The 14,579-nt window shown below is 38.5% G+C and carries 15 protein-coding genes; all 15 read left to right on the top strand.

The window, feature by feature from the left end:
- Window positions 1-5 precede the first annotated feature (5 nt).
- The 15 genes from FD31_RS06705 (at window position 6) to FD31_RS06630 (ending at window position 14,542) form a co-directional block, all read left to right on the top strand.
- Window positions 6-827 carry an SPFH domain-containing protein gene (locus tag FD31_RS06705; RefSeq protein ID WP_057891997.1) on the top strand — a complete coding sequence of 274 codons (822 nt, stop codon included), beginning with the start codon at window positions 6-8 and terminating at the stop codon, window positions 825-827.
- A 123-nt stretch (window positions 828-950) separates the two neighbouring features.
- Window positions 951-1,487 (top strand): phenolic acid decarboxylase, encoded by a 537-nt coding sequence (locus tag FD31_RS06700; protein WP_057891996.1) that lies wholly within the window; start codon window positions 951-953, stop codon window positions 1,485-1,487.
- A gap of 370 nt (window positions 1,488-1,857) precedes the next feature.
- Window positions 1,858-2,367, top strand: coding sequence for a PadR family transcriptional regulator (locus FD31_RS06695; RefSeq protein WP_057891995.1), 510 nt, complete (start codon window positions 1,858-1,860; stop codon window positions 2,365-2,367).
- A gap of 842 nt (window positions 2,368-3,209) precedes the next feature.
- Window positions 3,210-3,977 carry a YveK family protein gene (locus tag FD31_RS06690; RefSeq protein ID WP_057891994.1) on the top strand — a complete coding sequence of 256 codons (768 nt, stop codon included), beginning with the start codon at window positions 3,210-3,212 and terminating at the stop codon, window positions 3,975-3,977.
- A gap of 1 nt (window position 3,978) precedes the next feature.
- Complete coding sequence (locus FD31_RS06685) at window positions 3,979-4,707, top strand: CpsD/CapB family tyrosine-protein kinase (RefSeq protein ID WP_235805337.1); 729 nt, start codon at window positions 3,979-3,981, stop codon at window positions 4,705-4,707.
- A gap of 52 nt (window positions 4,708-4,759) precedes the next feature.
- On the top strand, window positions 4,760-5,545 hold the full coding sequence (locus FD31_RS06680) for a tyrosine-protein phosphatase (RefSeq protein WP_057891992.1): 786 nt from the start codon (window positions 4,760-4,762) through the stop codon (window positions 5,543-5,545).
- Between the two features lie 23 nt (window positions 5,546-5,568).
- On the top strand, window positions 5,569-6,231 hold the full coding sequence (locus tag FD31_RS06675) for a sugar transferase (RefSeq protein ID WP_057891991.1): 663 nt from the start codon (window positions 5,569-5,571) through the stop codon (window positions 6,229-6,231).
- Window positions 6,228-7,022, top strand: a complete 795-nt coding sequence (locus tag FD31_RS06670) for a DUF4422 domain-containing protein (RefSeq protein ID WP_268872420.1) — start codon at window positions 6,228-6,230, stop codon at window positions 7,020-7,022. The genes FD31_RS06675 and FD31_RS06670 overlap by 4 nt, the downstream gene beginning before the upstream one ends.
- Window positions 7,023-7,181: 159 nt before the next feature.
- Entirely contained in the window at window positions 7,182-8,135 is a 954-nt protein-coding gene (locus FD31_RS06660) for an LCP family protein (RefSeq protein ID WP_083483613.1), read from the top strand.
- A gap of 768 nt (window positions 8,136-8,903) precedes the next feature.
- Entirely contained in the window at window positions 8,904-9,770 is an 867-nt protein-coding gene (locus FD31_RS06655; protein WP_057891988.1) for a diguanylate cyclase domain-containing protein, read from the top strand.
- A 156-nt stretch (window positions 9,771-9,926) separates the two neighbouring features.
- Window positions 9,927-11,225 (top strand): glycosyltransferase family 2 protein, encoded by a 1,299-nt coding sequence (locus FD31_RS06650; RefSeq protein ID WP_057891987.1) that lies wholly within the window; start codon window positions 9,927-9,929, stop codon window positions 11,223-11,225.
- A gap of 15 nt (window positions 11,226-11,240) precedes the next feature.
- Window positions 11,241-12,404 carry a family 8 glycosyl hydrolase gene (locus FD31_RS06645; RefSeq protein WP_057891986.1) on the top strand — a complete coding sequence of 388 codons (1,164 nt, stop codon included), beginning with the start codon at window positions 11,241-11,243 and terminating at the stop codon, window positions 12,402-12,404.
- A 153-nt stretch (window positions 12,405-12,557) separates the two neighbouring features.
- Complete coding sequence (locus tag FD31_RS06640; RefSeq protein ID WP_057891985.1) at window positions 12,558-13,859, top strand: Y-family DNA polymerase; 1,302 nt, start codon at window positions 12,558-12,560, stop codon at window positions 13,857-13,859.
- On the top strand, window positions 13,852-14,172 hold the full coding sequence (locus tag FD31_RS06635; protein WP_057891984.1) for a hypothetical protein: 321 nt from the start codon (window positions 13,852-13,854) through the stop codon (window positions 14,170-14,172). The genes FD31_RS06640 and FD31_RS06635 overlap by 8 nt, the downstream gene beginning before the upstream one ends.
- Window positions 14,165-14,542, top strand: coding sequence for a hypothetical protein (locus FD31_RS06630; protein WP_057891983.1), 378 nt, complete (start codon window positions 14,165-14,167; stop codon window positions 14,540-14,542). Before FD31_RS06635 ends, FD31_RS06630 begins: the two co-directional genes overlap by 8 nt.
- Window positions 14,543-14,579 lie beyond the last annotated feature (37 nt).

Raw genomic sequence — 14,579 nt, 5'->3', positions numbered from 1 at the left:
TAAATATGTTCGGATTGAAAACAGTTCATCAAAACCATGTAGGTTTGGTAGAAACGTTGGGGAAATATAGTCGGGAAGTTAGTGCTGGATTAAATTTCTATATTCCTTTCTTCCAAAGAATTCAGATTGTTGATTTAGCGATGATTCCTTTATCATTACAAGGATATTCAGTTATTACAAAGGATAATGCGGAAGTTCAAACGAACGTAACATTGAATTATCACATTACCGACGCAAGAAAATTTCAATATGAAAATAGCAACTCAGTTGAGTCAATGATTCAATTAGTCCGTGGTCACTTGCGTGACATTATCGGTAAATTGGATTTGAATGAAGCATTAGGCTCAACTTCCAAAATTAACGCAGATTTAGCCACAGCCATTGGTGATTTAACCGATACGTATGGTATTAAAGTTGATCGTGTCAATATCGATGAGTTGAAGCCATCAGCCTCAATTACTGAATCAATGGAGAAACAAATCAGAGCTGACCGTGAAAAGACAGCCGCCATTGCCAAAGCTAATGGGGATGCTAGAAGTATTGAAATTGAAACCAAGGCTCGAAATGAAGCTACTGTTTCGACTGCTAAAGCTGAAGCGGCTGCAACAATTGCCCGAGCTGATGCCAAAGCTTATGAAATCAAAAAACTAAATGATACGTTAGCTTCAGTTGATAACAAGTATTTCACTGCTCAACAAATCCAAGCCTTCGCTGCTTTAGCTGGTTCCGCAACCAATACTGTGGTGATGGACAAGGATTCCATTGGTAAGTACGCTGATATTCCAGTAACTGCTAAGGTTATGAATCAAATGGTAGATAAAAAATAATAGTTAAGTTCTTCCAGTTATTTTTGGAAGAACTTTTTTTTATTGAAATCTTCTAGTTGACGCTGCGTCGTTATCGACATATACTGATTATTGTCGATAACGACATAAGGAGACAATTAAATTATGACAAAAACATTTAAAACTTTAGACGACTTTTTAGGAACACATTTTATTTATACTTACGATAATGGTTGGGAGTATGAATGGTACGCTAAGAATGACCACACAGTTGACTATCGAATTCATGGTGGTATGGTTGCTGGTCGTTGGGTAACAGATCAAGAAGCTGATATTCTCATGCTAACTGAAGGAATCTACAAGGTTTCTTGGACTGAACCAACTGGAACTGACGTTGCTTTGGACTTCATGCCAAATGAAAACAAGATGCACGGAACAATCTTTTTCCCTAAGTGGGTTGAAGAACATCCTGAAATCACCGTAACTTACCAAAATGAACACATTGATTTAATGGAAGAGTCACGTGAAAAGTATGAAACTTATCCTAAGTTAGTCGTACCTGAAATGGCTAAAATCACTTACATGGGTGATGCTGGTCAAAATAACGAAGATGTCATCAGTGAAGCACCTTATAAAGAGCTACCTGACGACATTCGCGCAGGCAAGTATTTCGATGAAAACTACAAACGTATCAATAAATAAGCATGTTAGAATGGTATACGAAAGTCGTATATCATTTTTTTTGGCCGCCTCCGGGCGCAAACGTTGAAACCTGCTGTGAGGACCGGCTCGAGCCAAAGAGCGGTCTCGACCCTCGATTTTGAACTTCGCACAGACCGCAAATTTCAAAATACGTCCTGTGCTGTAAGAGCTAAAGCTCTAACACCACGGCCACTGCTGGTTTCAACGTTTGCGCCCTCCGGCTAGTGTGTTGGAGGATAGTTTATTGTAACTCACAGCAGGTACATATTTCCGGTTCCTCCGACTAGTTCGCGGTTTATATATGACAGTTAAAATATGGTACCTAAGTAATTAAGTGCTAAACAATAATTTTTTAATCATGGAGAGAATAATGCCCAAAAAACGTATTTTACCTTATGTTTTGTTAGGATTAATCAATAATAAAGGTAGTCTATCAGGTTACCAAATTAGCCAAGAGTTCAAACATGAAGTAGGCGATTTTTGGCATGCCTCACACAGTCAAATTTACCCTGAACTGGCTCGTATGAAAGAAGACGGCTGGTTAATCGATCATGATGAAGATAAATCAACTTTTTATAATGTTACGGAAATGGGCCATCAAGTTTTGCGAGATTGGATGCAGGAACCGTTAACTGATAATGAAGAAATCTTTTCATTGAAATTGTATTTCATAAAAGAACAATCCGATCCATTGTTAGAAGACTTGTTAAAGCAAGAATTAAAAATTAAACAAACAAAATTGGAATATTTACAAGGCAGACTAAAAGAAGTCTTCTCAGATAAGAAAACAATCCAAGAAAACTTCGGCCATTATTTGATTTTGACACGAGCTATCGAACGTGAAAGTAATCATATCCAATGGATTGAAGATAAGTTATAGTTTTTTCTGATAATAAAGAATTAATGTGTGTAATCCAATCAAAGAAGAAAAATAATACACTAGCCGGAGGATGAAAGGAAAATGATGGCAGCAGTGAAGGTGTAGTTAGGACTTTAGTCCTTACTACACGGACGTCTTTTGAGATTCGCGGTTTATGCGAAGCTCAAAAGCGAGCTCCGAGACCTTGGCTCGGGGCGGTCCCACAGCAGCCATCATTTCCCTTTCATCTGGAGGCGGAAAACAAATTAAAACAAAAAGACAAAGTTTCTCATTAAATTGAGACTTTGTCTTTTTTTGTGCCCAATCTAATTGCTCACAAGTGGACAGAGTGTCTTGTCCCCATTAAATAAGCTAATTAGAGTATTTGGTATACATTTTTCGTAAATCATAATCAATTAATTAATAACCGGATTTCTGATTTTTCGGCAAAAATTTCCAATCATAATCAAACAATTCTCAAATTTAATTCTCAGAAAAAAATAATTTTTAGCAATTTTTCATATAAAACGCTATGTCAAACCTGTATAGACAACAATCGGGGATGCCTTTAAAATTGTTCCAGCATGAGGATACATGTTAAAAGGCATGTTTCTAGTTTTACTATTTTAAGCCAATAAATCTGACTTAATAAAGAAGCTAGTCGGAAGAGCGGAGAAACATTAACAGGCAGTGAAAGTGGCGTTAGCACTTTAGTACTTACACCACCGGGCGAGTTTGGAGACTTGCTTGCAAGGCTTCGAACCGAGATTCGAGACCTTGGCTCGAATCCGGTCCGCACAGCCATTTAATGTTTCTCCGCTCTGGAGACGGAACATGTAAATAGAGTATTAGTGGAGGATTAAGTGGAATCAGAACAAACCATTAGTATGATTCAAATTCTAGTCATACTGCGTAAACACATTAAAGCCATTTTGGGGTCGACGATTATTGTAACTTTAATCGCTGCCGGCATGACTTTCTTTGTGATGACGCCTAAATATAGCGCAACAACTGAAATCCTGGTTAACCGTAAGTTATCTGCCGATATGCAGGGGGCACAATTTCAACAGGTCCAGGCTGATATTCAAATGATAAGTACCTACAAGGACATCATTATCAGTCCAACGGTTTTAAAAGATGTTAATCGTGAAGTCAAAACAGCGGCCGGATATCCCGGCTCCATGTCGAATTTGAAAAAATCAATAACTATTAGCAACTCTCAAAATTCGCAAGTTTTTTCCGTAACAGCAAAGACAACTAATCCGAAGACGGCAGCCAAAATTGCCGATTTAACGGCGAAAGTTTTTAAACGGAAAATTGTCAAAATTATGAGTATCAATAATGTGTCCATCGTGTCAGATGCGGTGATCAATGACAATCCGGTTAGTCCGAAAAAGGTCTTGAACATTACAATTGGTGTACTTCTAGGACTGCTATTAGGGATTGGCTTAGCCTTTATTCTTGAATTGACCGACCGCACAGTTAGTTCTGAAAGTTTCTTAGTTGATGAACTTGGCTTAACTAGTTTAGGTGTCGTCAGTGAAATTGATCAAAAAGATATCGAACGTACCGTACAACGTAAGAAGTTCCATGTACGGATGCCTGAGAAACAAACAAAGAGGAGGGTCTAACGTGGCGTTTAAGTTATTGAAAAAGAAAACTAAAAAATTGGACGATTACAGTTTGACGCATGGCGTTGGTTTAGTTACCTATGATGACCCGAGTAGTGTTATTTCGGAACAATTCAACACTATCAGAACAAATATCCAATTTTCATCTGTTGATAAGGAACTAAATTCGATTTTGTTCACATCCTCAGCACCTTCAGAAGGTAAGTCAACTGTAAGCAATAATGTGGCCGTGAGTTGGGCTAAACAAGATAAAAAAGTAGTTTTGATCGATGCCGATTTACGTCGCCCAACTATTCACAAAACATTCAACGTTTCTAACAAGGCAGGGTTATCTAATTACTTATTAGGAACAGCTAGTTTGGAGAGTGTAATTCAATCGACTATGGTCGATAACCTCTTCGTAATTACTAGCGGACCGACAGCTCCCAATCCATCGGAATTATTAGGCAGTAAAAAAATCACAGAACTTTTTCAAGATTTAACAGCTCAATTTGATTTCATGATTTTGGATGCACCACCAGTTAATTCAGTGACTGATGCTCAAGTTTTAGCGACCAAAGTAGACGGCGTGATTCTCGTTGTTCCGCAAGGATACGCTGATAAAACTGGTGTTATCCATGCTAAAAAAGCTTTACAAACCGTACACAGCAACATCCTAGGAGCCATCATGAACCGAACGGCTAAAGATAAAATGAAAGGCTATTACGGTAGTCAATACGGCGGTTATTAAGTCGTAATGGGTTCAGCGAGACGGTTAAATATCCCAAAGGAGCTAACGGAATATGACACTTTTAGATTTACACTGCCATCTTTTGCCCAACTCTGATGATGGAACGGAAGATATTTTGACGGCATTAAGTTTGGCGAAAGTTGCCGTCGAACAAGGCATTAGCCACTTACTTGTAACACCGCATCATTTTGATGGAAAGTATTTGAACCATAAACGTGACGTGATTCAAAAGGCAGCGCAGTTGCAAGATGAACTCAATAAAATGCAGTTGCCGTTACAAGTGTTTCCTAGTCAAGAAGTTCATTTGCATGGTGAATTGTTAGAAAAAATTGTAGCTGACGACATTCTCTTTATGGATGAGACTGAACGTTATCTCTTACTAGAATTACCACACGACAGTATTCCACAATACACGCATAAAATTATTTTTGAATTGACGGCTCGTGGTATTCGACCAGTAATTGCCCACCCAGAGCGGAATCGTGCTATCCAACAAGATCCTGAAAAATTGTATGAATTGTTGGAATTAGGGTGTTTGACGCAACTGACATGTGGCAGTTACTTAGGAGTTTTTGGGACAACTGTCCAGTCGTTAACTGAAAAAATCATTCAGGCGAATCAAGGGTTTATCATGGCCTCGGATGCTCATAACTTCGACGGTCGGAAGTTTTTATTGAAGGAAGCTTTCGAACGTTTGCGAATTGAAGAAGGTGAAGCAATCGTTTCGCGAATGCAACAAAATGCCAAAGATATTCTCAATGGCGCAGATATTGACGAGGTTGAAATTAGCCACATTTCCTCATTACCCAAAGCCAAACGTAAAATTGGGCCGTTTTAACACAACTTTTTAGGAGAGAAGCTATGGAATATTTTGACGGTGATGAGAAAAAGATTGTTATCCAAAAACCATCTTTGATTTATCCAATCATAAAAAGAACTTTTGATATTGTTATGTCGCTTTTAGCACTGTTGTGCTTGAGTCCAGTCTTTTTAGGTGTTTGGATGATGAACACAATTTGTAGATCCAATCGCGGACCGTTATTTTATCGGCAAACTCGAGTTGGATTGAATGGCAAAAAATTTGGAATGTACAAGTTCCGATCCATGGTTGTGAACGCGGAAGAAAAGCTTTATCAGGATAAGAAATTGTACGCCAAATATGTTGCTAATAATTACAAGTTAAAACCTGAAGATGATCCACGTGTGACCTGTATTGGTCGAGTTTTGCGCAAATCTTCCATTGATGAGATTCCACAGTTTATCAATATTTTGAAAGGTCATATGAGCTTGGTTGGTCCTAGACCAGTCATCGAAGCGGAATTAAAAGAGTATGACCAAGATAAACTTTTGTCTGTTAAACCTGGTGCCATGGGCTTGTGGCAAGCTTCGGGCCGAAGTCATATCGGTTATCCAGAACGTGCCCAAATAGAAATGCGTTATATCGATCAGGCCTGTATGTTATTTGATATCAAGATTATTATCGGTAATTTCATCAGTGTCTTTAAAGGAAAGGGAGCCTATTGAGAAAGGTAAAAATTTTAGTTGCAACCCATAAGCAAGCTGAGATGCCTAAGAATCGGGGGCTATATTTACCCGTACTTGTGAATGCCAAACGTAACTTTCAAGTAGGGATTGATTACCAACGGGATGACCGTGGGGAAAACATTTCCTACAAAAATGCTAATTACAACGAACTAACGGCCATTTATTGGGCTTGGAAAAATTTGTCTGACGTTGATGCAATTGGTTTAGTTCATTATCAACGCTTTTTCTTCAAACCAGGTTGTCGTAAAACAATCGATAACGTGATTGGCCAACAAGATGTGGATTTACTGTTGAAAAATCACGACGTTATTTTGCCAGAGAAACGAAATTACTTTATTGAGTCGAATTACTCGCACTACGTTCATGCACATCATGAAGAACCACTGTTGAAAACTCGTCAGATTTTAGCTGAACGATACCCTGAGTATCTCGAAGCATATGACGTGACTATGCAAAGTAACAAAGCCCATATGTTCAATATGTTTGTTATGAAAAAGCCTCAGTTTGATGCTTACGCCACTTGGTTGTTCGATGTTTTAGCACGTTTGGAACCCAGAATTGATGTAGGGACTTATTCGGTTCAAGAAGCCCGAGTTTACGGTTATATTGCGGAATTGTTGATGGATGTTTGGATCGAAACTAATAACGTCAACTATGCCGAAATCAAGTGGGGCGTAACCGGAAGAAAACAGACTGTTAGTAAAGTTTATGATTTCTTGCTACGAAAGTTTTTCCAAACGAATGCTAATCTCAGAAAAATCCATTTTTAATAGAGCTGACGGTGCGGCGGTTTATTTCTTGAATGAACTCCTGACAGTCAATTGGTTAGCTTTAGTCATTGAAATCACACTTGGAATTGGTGTTTATCTACTATTGTTAATAGTTTTCAAAGTTGAATTAATAAATAAGTTAAGGAAAAAAGTTGTGCTATGCAGAATAAAAATAAACGACACGTTTTTAGAAATACCTTGATCATCTGCATCTTATTGTTGATTGGCGGAGGAACGGCTTACGGAATAATGCGTTATCGAGGTGTGAAAAGGGCGATTGATAATTCTTATCATGAATCTGGAGTGAAAAAACAGCGTAATGTCAAGGAACAGTTACAAAACAAACGTCCCATTTCTATTTTGTTGATGGGAACTGATACGGGTGCTTTGGGACGTGATTATAAAGGCCGGACTGACAGTTTGATGGTCGTAACGTTGAATCCTAATTCAGAAATGACGACAATGACTAGTATTCCTCGCGATACAGCAGTCAATATTCCGGGTCACGGGTTGGGAAAAATCAATTCGGCGTATGCCTTAGGTCAAACCAAAACAGCCATTATAACGGTTGAAAAACTTTTGAATATTCCGATTGATTTTTATGCATTGATCAATATGGGGGGAATGGAAAAAGTTATCGATCAAGCTGGTGGTGTTGAAGTGATACCGACCTTTAGTTTCGACTATGAAGGCTATGATTTCCAAGCAGGTCAAAAAACACAAATGGACGGGAAAAAGGCGCTTGCTTATTCTCGAATGCGTTATGATGACCCTAAGGGTGATTATGGTCGGCAAGCGCGTCAACGAGATGTTTTAACAGCGTTATTTCAAAAAAGTAGTTCAATTTCAATGTTGTTGAATCAGGGCTTCATTGAATCGTTATCAGGTCAAACACAGACAGATATGACGTTTGCGGATTTGAAAGATATTGCACAGGACTATCGAATCGCACGCAAAGAAACATCACAGACACATTTACAAGGACACGGTGAATCAATCGACAACCAGAGCATGGAAGTGGTTGATCAAACAGAATTGCAACGCGTAACTGACTTTATCCGAGGTAATTTAAATTTGGATAATGCTAAGACGGGGAACATTGAATATCGCTAGAAAAAGGGATGTGAAATTCAATAAACGGATTCCACATTTTTTTATTTAGGAAGGATGCCGTCTCCGGGTGCGAGAAAATTCCACATGCTATGAGGACCGGTTCGAGCCAAGGTCTCGAACCTCGCTTTGAAGCCTCGCAAGAACAGCGAGTCTCCAAAGACGTCCGTGGTGTAAGGGCAGGAAACCACTGCNGTCTCGAACCTCGCTTTGAAGCCTCGCAAGAACAGCGAGTCTCCAAAGACGTCCGTGGTGTAAGGGCAGGAAACCACTGCCCTAACGCCACCTTCACAGCATGTAGAATTTTCTTGCACCCTCCGACTAGAGTCTTTCTTCAATATAAAAATGTTCTAGGGTGACTTAATCTTTTGAAAAATATTTCGAATAATTTAATAATAAATCTAGACAAACGCTTACATTTGCATAAACTTGGAACTATAGATTATGAATTTGGAAATTTGGTTTAAGTTATTAAAAAATTTGAACATGATTAACGGCTATATATTCAGGAAATAATAATAACCAATATTAGGTTAGATTTTTGAATAACGCCCGAAACAGTTAATTAACTAGCCTCCGAGAGCAAGAATTTAGGCAGCAGTGCAGGTGGCGTTGGCGCTTTAGCGCCTACACCACGGGACGAGTTTTGAGATTCGCGTTTTTTGCGAAGCTCAAAATCGAGGTTCGAGACCTTGGCTCGAACCGGTCCCCACAGCAGCCTAAATTTCTTGCTCTCGGAGGCGGCAATTACATAAACAATGAGGTAAATAAATGAAAATAAAATCGATTGATAATGTTATTTTTATCGGTATGGTTTTAATCCTGATTTATCAATATACGCTGTTATACCTAAGCGTTATTAGTGGCTCATGGCTCAACTTTTTAATCATATCGGTAGTGTTCATCTTAGGATTATTTCTTGGACGGACGACGTATTTAATTTTGAATAGTGTCATCTCATTTGTCAGTATGTGTGCTGGTGGATTCATGCTGTTTCTGCCATACACACGGGCAATGTACTTTTGGTCAGCAATTGCTTTATTGACAATTACACCGCTGACGACTTATTGGATGTACTTGTTGTATCACCAGTTGTTAAAATTAAAGGCTTTGTCTCAAGAACTTGAACAGCTTCAAGAGAAGAAACCTGATTTGGAAGTTGTTACTGGTGCGATGAATGAACGTGCTTTGAATATTGCGGTCGCTCGGGAATTGAAGTTGGTTTACTATCACGAAGAAGATTATCGTTTTACTTTGACAATGGTTAAAATTGACTTTTTGGAAAGTATTATTAATTTCTTGGGCAATCAAAAGTTCAATAGTTTGTTACGAACGACGGCTGAACATTTGATGGGGATGCTGTTTACAGTTGATACGCTTTATTATATTGGGGCGGGACGATTTGTAATCTTGTCACCAATGCTGGGAGTTGATAATGCTCCGATTATGAAACAAAAAATTAAAAGTCATATTGATGATATCGCCGAAGAATTTGGTTTGGCTCGGAATGCCTTAGTATTGCGCATGGGTCAAATTACTTATTCATCACAAGATAAAGTTAAGAATCGAAACGTTGAAGATACTTTGCTCCAATTGGAACGGAGTGCTGAGACTGATATCGTCAAAGAGTACTTATAGGAAGTGATCAAATGGCATTAGGAAGTTTTGCATGGCTCTTTCCAGTTAGTTTCATTGTGACGATATTTTTTGGCATTGTCGTTTTAGTACTGTCAGTCTGTTGGTGGATAATTTTCAAACGGACGATCCGTTGCTTTAATACGGAGGATAAACATCATGATTGATTGGATATATGTGATTGCAATTATCACGATTTGGTTGTCGATTGTGATGACGATTGTGACCATCAGTGGCGGTGTGATTTTCATTTTTAAACATATGTACCATACCGACATTGATAATTTGCCACCGTTGAAACGTTATCCCAAAGTAACGTTGGTTGTTCCGGCTCACAATGAAGAGCTAGTTATTCAAGACACTGTCCGTGCAATTTTGAATTTACGATATCCGCTTGACCGAATGGAACTGCTCGTTTATGCGGATAATTGTAATGATCAGACGGCTGAACGGGTACGTGATTTGATGAAATTGTCAGAATTTTCTAAAAATGATTTTCGAGTAATCGAACGAACTGGGACTGGTGGAAAAGCTGGTGTTTTAAACGACGCGTTAAAAGTTTCTAAAGGTGAGTATTTGGCAGTTTATGATGCTGATGCGGCTCCGGAACAAAATGCGTTGTATTTCTTAGTTCAAAAAGTTTTGGAAAATCCTGACCGTTATGCTGCATCGTTTGGTCGAAATAAAACCAGAAATTATCAACAAAATTTTTTGTCACGGTGTATTAATTTGGAAATCGTTAATACGCAACGAATTCAACACACTGGTTTGTGGCAATTGTTTAAAATTGGCCGGATTCCAGGGACAAACTTTATCATTAACAAGAAAATCGTCCAGTCGATTGGTGGCTGGAATAATGGTGCGTTGACTGAAGATACAGCAATTTCCTTTAGTTTGATGCATGCTGGCAAATTGATTGCTTTGGCTCACCGGGCGGAAGCTTTTCAACAAGAACCAGAGACATTGTTCGCATACTATAATCAACGGAAACGGTGGGCGCGTGGAAATTACGAAGTTATTTTAGATAATATGAAACATTTATTTGATAAAACATCGTGGCGCATCAAGTTGGAAGTTGCCTATTATCTCTGTACTTTCTTCTGGTTCAATGCGGCGATTATTATTTCTAACGTGATTTTCTTGATTAATTTGGCACTCGGTGTGGCACACGTTTTTGTACCACAAGTTGATCAATTAGTTTCGTTAGGCGGACCATTGTCAGTTATCTTTTTGATTAATTGGTTCCTTATGTTCTTCTTGTACTTGCTCCAAATGAACATTGCTTTGGCGAGTGATTATGGTCAGGCAACAGTGAAAAACTTTTTCTACACATTAATTTCGTATTTTACGTACGCACAATTATTCGTTGTCGTTTCAATTGTTGCGATTTATGATATGTTGAAAGATAAAATTACCGGTAAACATACTACGAAATGGTATAAAACACAGCGTTTTTGATAGGAGGCTAGCAGAATGAAACGTCATAAGTATCAATGGTTAATGAGTGGATTAATTCTTTTAGTAGCCTTAGCGATTGGAATTGCTGTTTACAGTACTCATTTTTCTAAGAGTACGCCTGGCGTCAGTTCTACGATTGTTGAAGGACGCTATCAGGAGTGGAAAAGTGCCTATTTAAGAGGTAACAAGCAACAGAAATTTGTGAAGACGAATAATGGTAAAAAGGATCAAACTTTATCAGAGGCACAGGGTTATGGGATGTTGATTACCGTTATGGCCGCTAAACAAGGCTTTGGCAGTCATAAAACATTCGATCAATTGACACGTTATTATGTTCGTCACCAAATTAGCGATAAAAATTCGTTGATGGCTTGGCGTCAAAACCAAAAAGACATTGCGATGGTCAGTAATAAAACTGAGCGAACAAGTGCGACGGACGGCGATTTAGATATTGCCTACGCTTTGATTTTGGCTGACGAAAAGTGGGGTAGTAAAGGCGAGTTGAATTATAGACGCTTGGCAAAAAAATTATTGTCGACGATTCAAAAACAGGAGATCAACCAAACTACTTATTTGCCGAAAGTAGGTAATTGGGCGACTGCACCGAAGTCTGAAAATGTTGTCCGGACTTCTGATTTAATGACGGCTTATTTTAGAAAGTTTGCTAAATATACTCAAGATGTGCGGTGGACTAAAGTAGCTGAAAACAGTCAGACGACCTTACGAAAATTGAGTGCGCAACATAAGTCTGGTTTGATGGCAGATTTCGTAATTGTTAGCGGCAATAATTTACGAACGAGTAACGTTCAGGCCAAACAAGTGGCTTCTAAATACGATAATAAGTATGGATTCAATGCCTGTCGGATTCCTTGGCGAGTTGCTTATGATTATCAAGTCGGACACAGTCAGGTTAGCAAAAAAATCGTGAACAAGATGTGTGCGTTCTTTGTCAGTCAGAAGAAAGTGACTGCCGTTTATACATTGAGTGGTAAGCCAGTGGAAAAATATTCCAATAAAGCTTTTACAACGCCAGTGGCATATGCGGCTGAAGTTGTGCTGAATCAAACTTTGAAAAATCGTTATACAAAGGATTTAACTGCGAAGATGACAACGAAGGACTATTATCCTGATACGATTCAGATGGTGACATTGTTGACGAGTGGCAGTATTGGTAAGTAAACTAGACAATTTAGAACTTTGATAAACAAAGTTCTATTTTTTATTGACAAAATAGAACATATGTTCGTATAATGGATTTGTTGGAAGTCAGCAATAAACATGGTGAAACTGGAGTATATTTGTTTGCATTTAATGTTAAAGGAGGATAAAACGATGGATTATAGTAAAGAACCACATGGTGTTTTCTTTCTGATTGATAATAAATCGTTTTATGCCAGTGTTGAGGCAACGATGCGTGGGCTTAATCCTTTAAAAGAATTGCTAGTTGTCATGAGCGAGGCTGACAATACTAATGGCGGCTTGGTATTGGCCACTTCACCAATGGCTAAGAAGATTTTTCATCTTCAAGCTAATGTTTCCAGACAACGTAACTTGCCTCAAGATCCACGCTTGATTGTTGTACCACCACGAATGAATTTATATATTAAACGAAATCTACAAATTAACAATATTTTCCGAGAGTTTGCGGCGGAATGTGATGTCTGGCCATATTCAATTGATGAATCAATCATTGATATGACTAAATCGTGGCGCTTGTTTGGTGATAGTCCGCGGGCAGTAGCACGACTGATTCAAAAGACAGTCCGCCATCGTTTGGGATTGTATACAACGGTAGGTATCGGCGATAATCCCGTACAGGCTAAAATTGCGCTAGATATTTATGCAAAACATGATCCCGAATTGCTAGGCGAAATTCACTATGAGACTGTTCCTGAGAAAATTTGGACGATTGCGAATATGACCGATGTTTGGAGCATTGCTAAACGAACTGAGAAACGGCTGAATCGCCTAGGCATTCACAATATGCGTGAGTTAGCGTTGACCAATCCATTTTATTTGAAACAGGAATTAGGATTAATCGGTGAACAAATTTTTGCGATTGCATGGGGGATTGATCGAACACGGTTGGCGGATAATATAGCGCCCAAGTCGCACAGTATCGGTAATTCACAAGTTTTGCCACGTGATTATTTTGATAAGAATGAAATTGAAACAGTTATTAAAGAAATGGGGCAACAAGTTGCTTCACGATTGCGACATCATCATAAACAAACTAGTTGCTTATATTTAAGCGTGACATATGCTTATGCAGCCCGAGTTGAAGGGGAACGTGGTGGTTTCAGCGTTGCTGGCAATCTGAATTACACTGACAATGATCAAGAAATTTCTGAGTTATTGACGTACTTATTTGAAAGTCAGTGGCAGGGCCAACCAGTTCGTAATTTAGCTGTCTACTCTTCAAAGTTAATTAGCAAGACTGCTCAACAATTGGACTTTTTCACGCCAGTCAAACAACAGTGTCAAGAAGAAGACAAGTTAGCAATCATTGACGAAATTAGATCGAGATATGGGTTCCAATCGTTGGTGTATGCAAATAGTTTGTTAAAAGGTGGAACGGCCATTCATCGGGCGACATTAGTCGGTGGTCACAATGGTGGTAATGCCTATGAATAGTGATTTTCGCATCATTATTCAGCGAATTGAAAAGTATTTTACCCGTCGCCGGGATACTGAATATTATTTGCAAGTAGTCAATGATCAATATGACGAAACATATAACTTCTTTATCAACATTCGTCCACGCAACCAACGGATGCATTCGATTCCCTTACACACAGTTGAAAATTATCGGTTGTCATATTTGGAAAAATTAATTAATAAAATTATGGAACAATATCAATTTTCAATCACGTATGATGGATTTGTAGGCCTACGCTGGCCGATGAACCAAGAATTAATTCAGAAAAGACGGCATAAAGATGAATAGTAAATATGAATATGATTCCGCAACTGTCCAATCGTTTTTCGATAACTATTATCACGATCGTGGCAAAATGAAGTGGCAAGGATTTTACTTATCCGACCATACAGCTGCTTTGAATCAACAAATGAAAAAAATCCAACATACTAATAAATTACGACAAGAACAATCAAATGCTGAAATAACAAAGTTTTTGATGCAATCATTCACATATAACCAAATAGTTAAAGTACAATTAAATATTTGCGACACAAACAATGAAGTTGAAGCTGATTTAACAGGAGAAGTCAGTGGTTATGATGACGACTTGTTTTATCTTGACTCGGGTAAGAAGTTTCATCTGGGGGATGTTCGTAATGTAGAAGTCGTTGCCTAAGTCGTTTTCGCTCTTCAGATGGTGTGTTTGTTGGGGT

It is taken from the genome of Companilactobacillus nantensis DSM 16982, assembly GCF_001435815.1.
GTDB lineage: Bacteria > Bacillota > Bacilli > Lactobacillales > Lactobacillaceae > Companilactobacillus > Companilactobacillus nantensis.
This window is presented reverse-complemented; position numbering and strand designations above follow the sequence as displayed.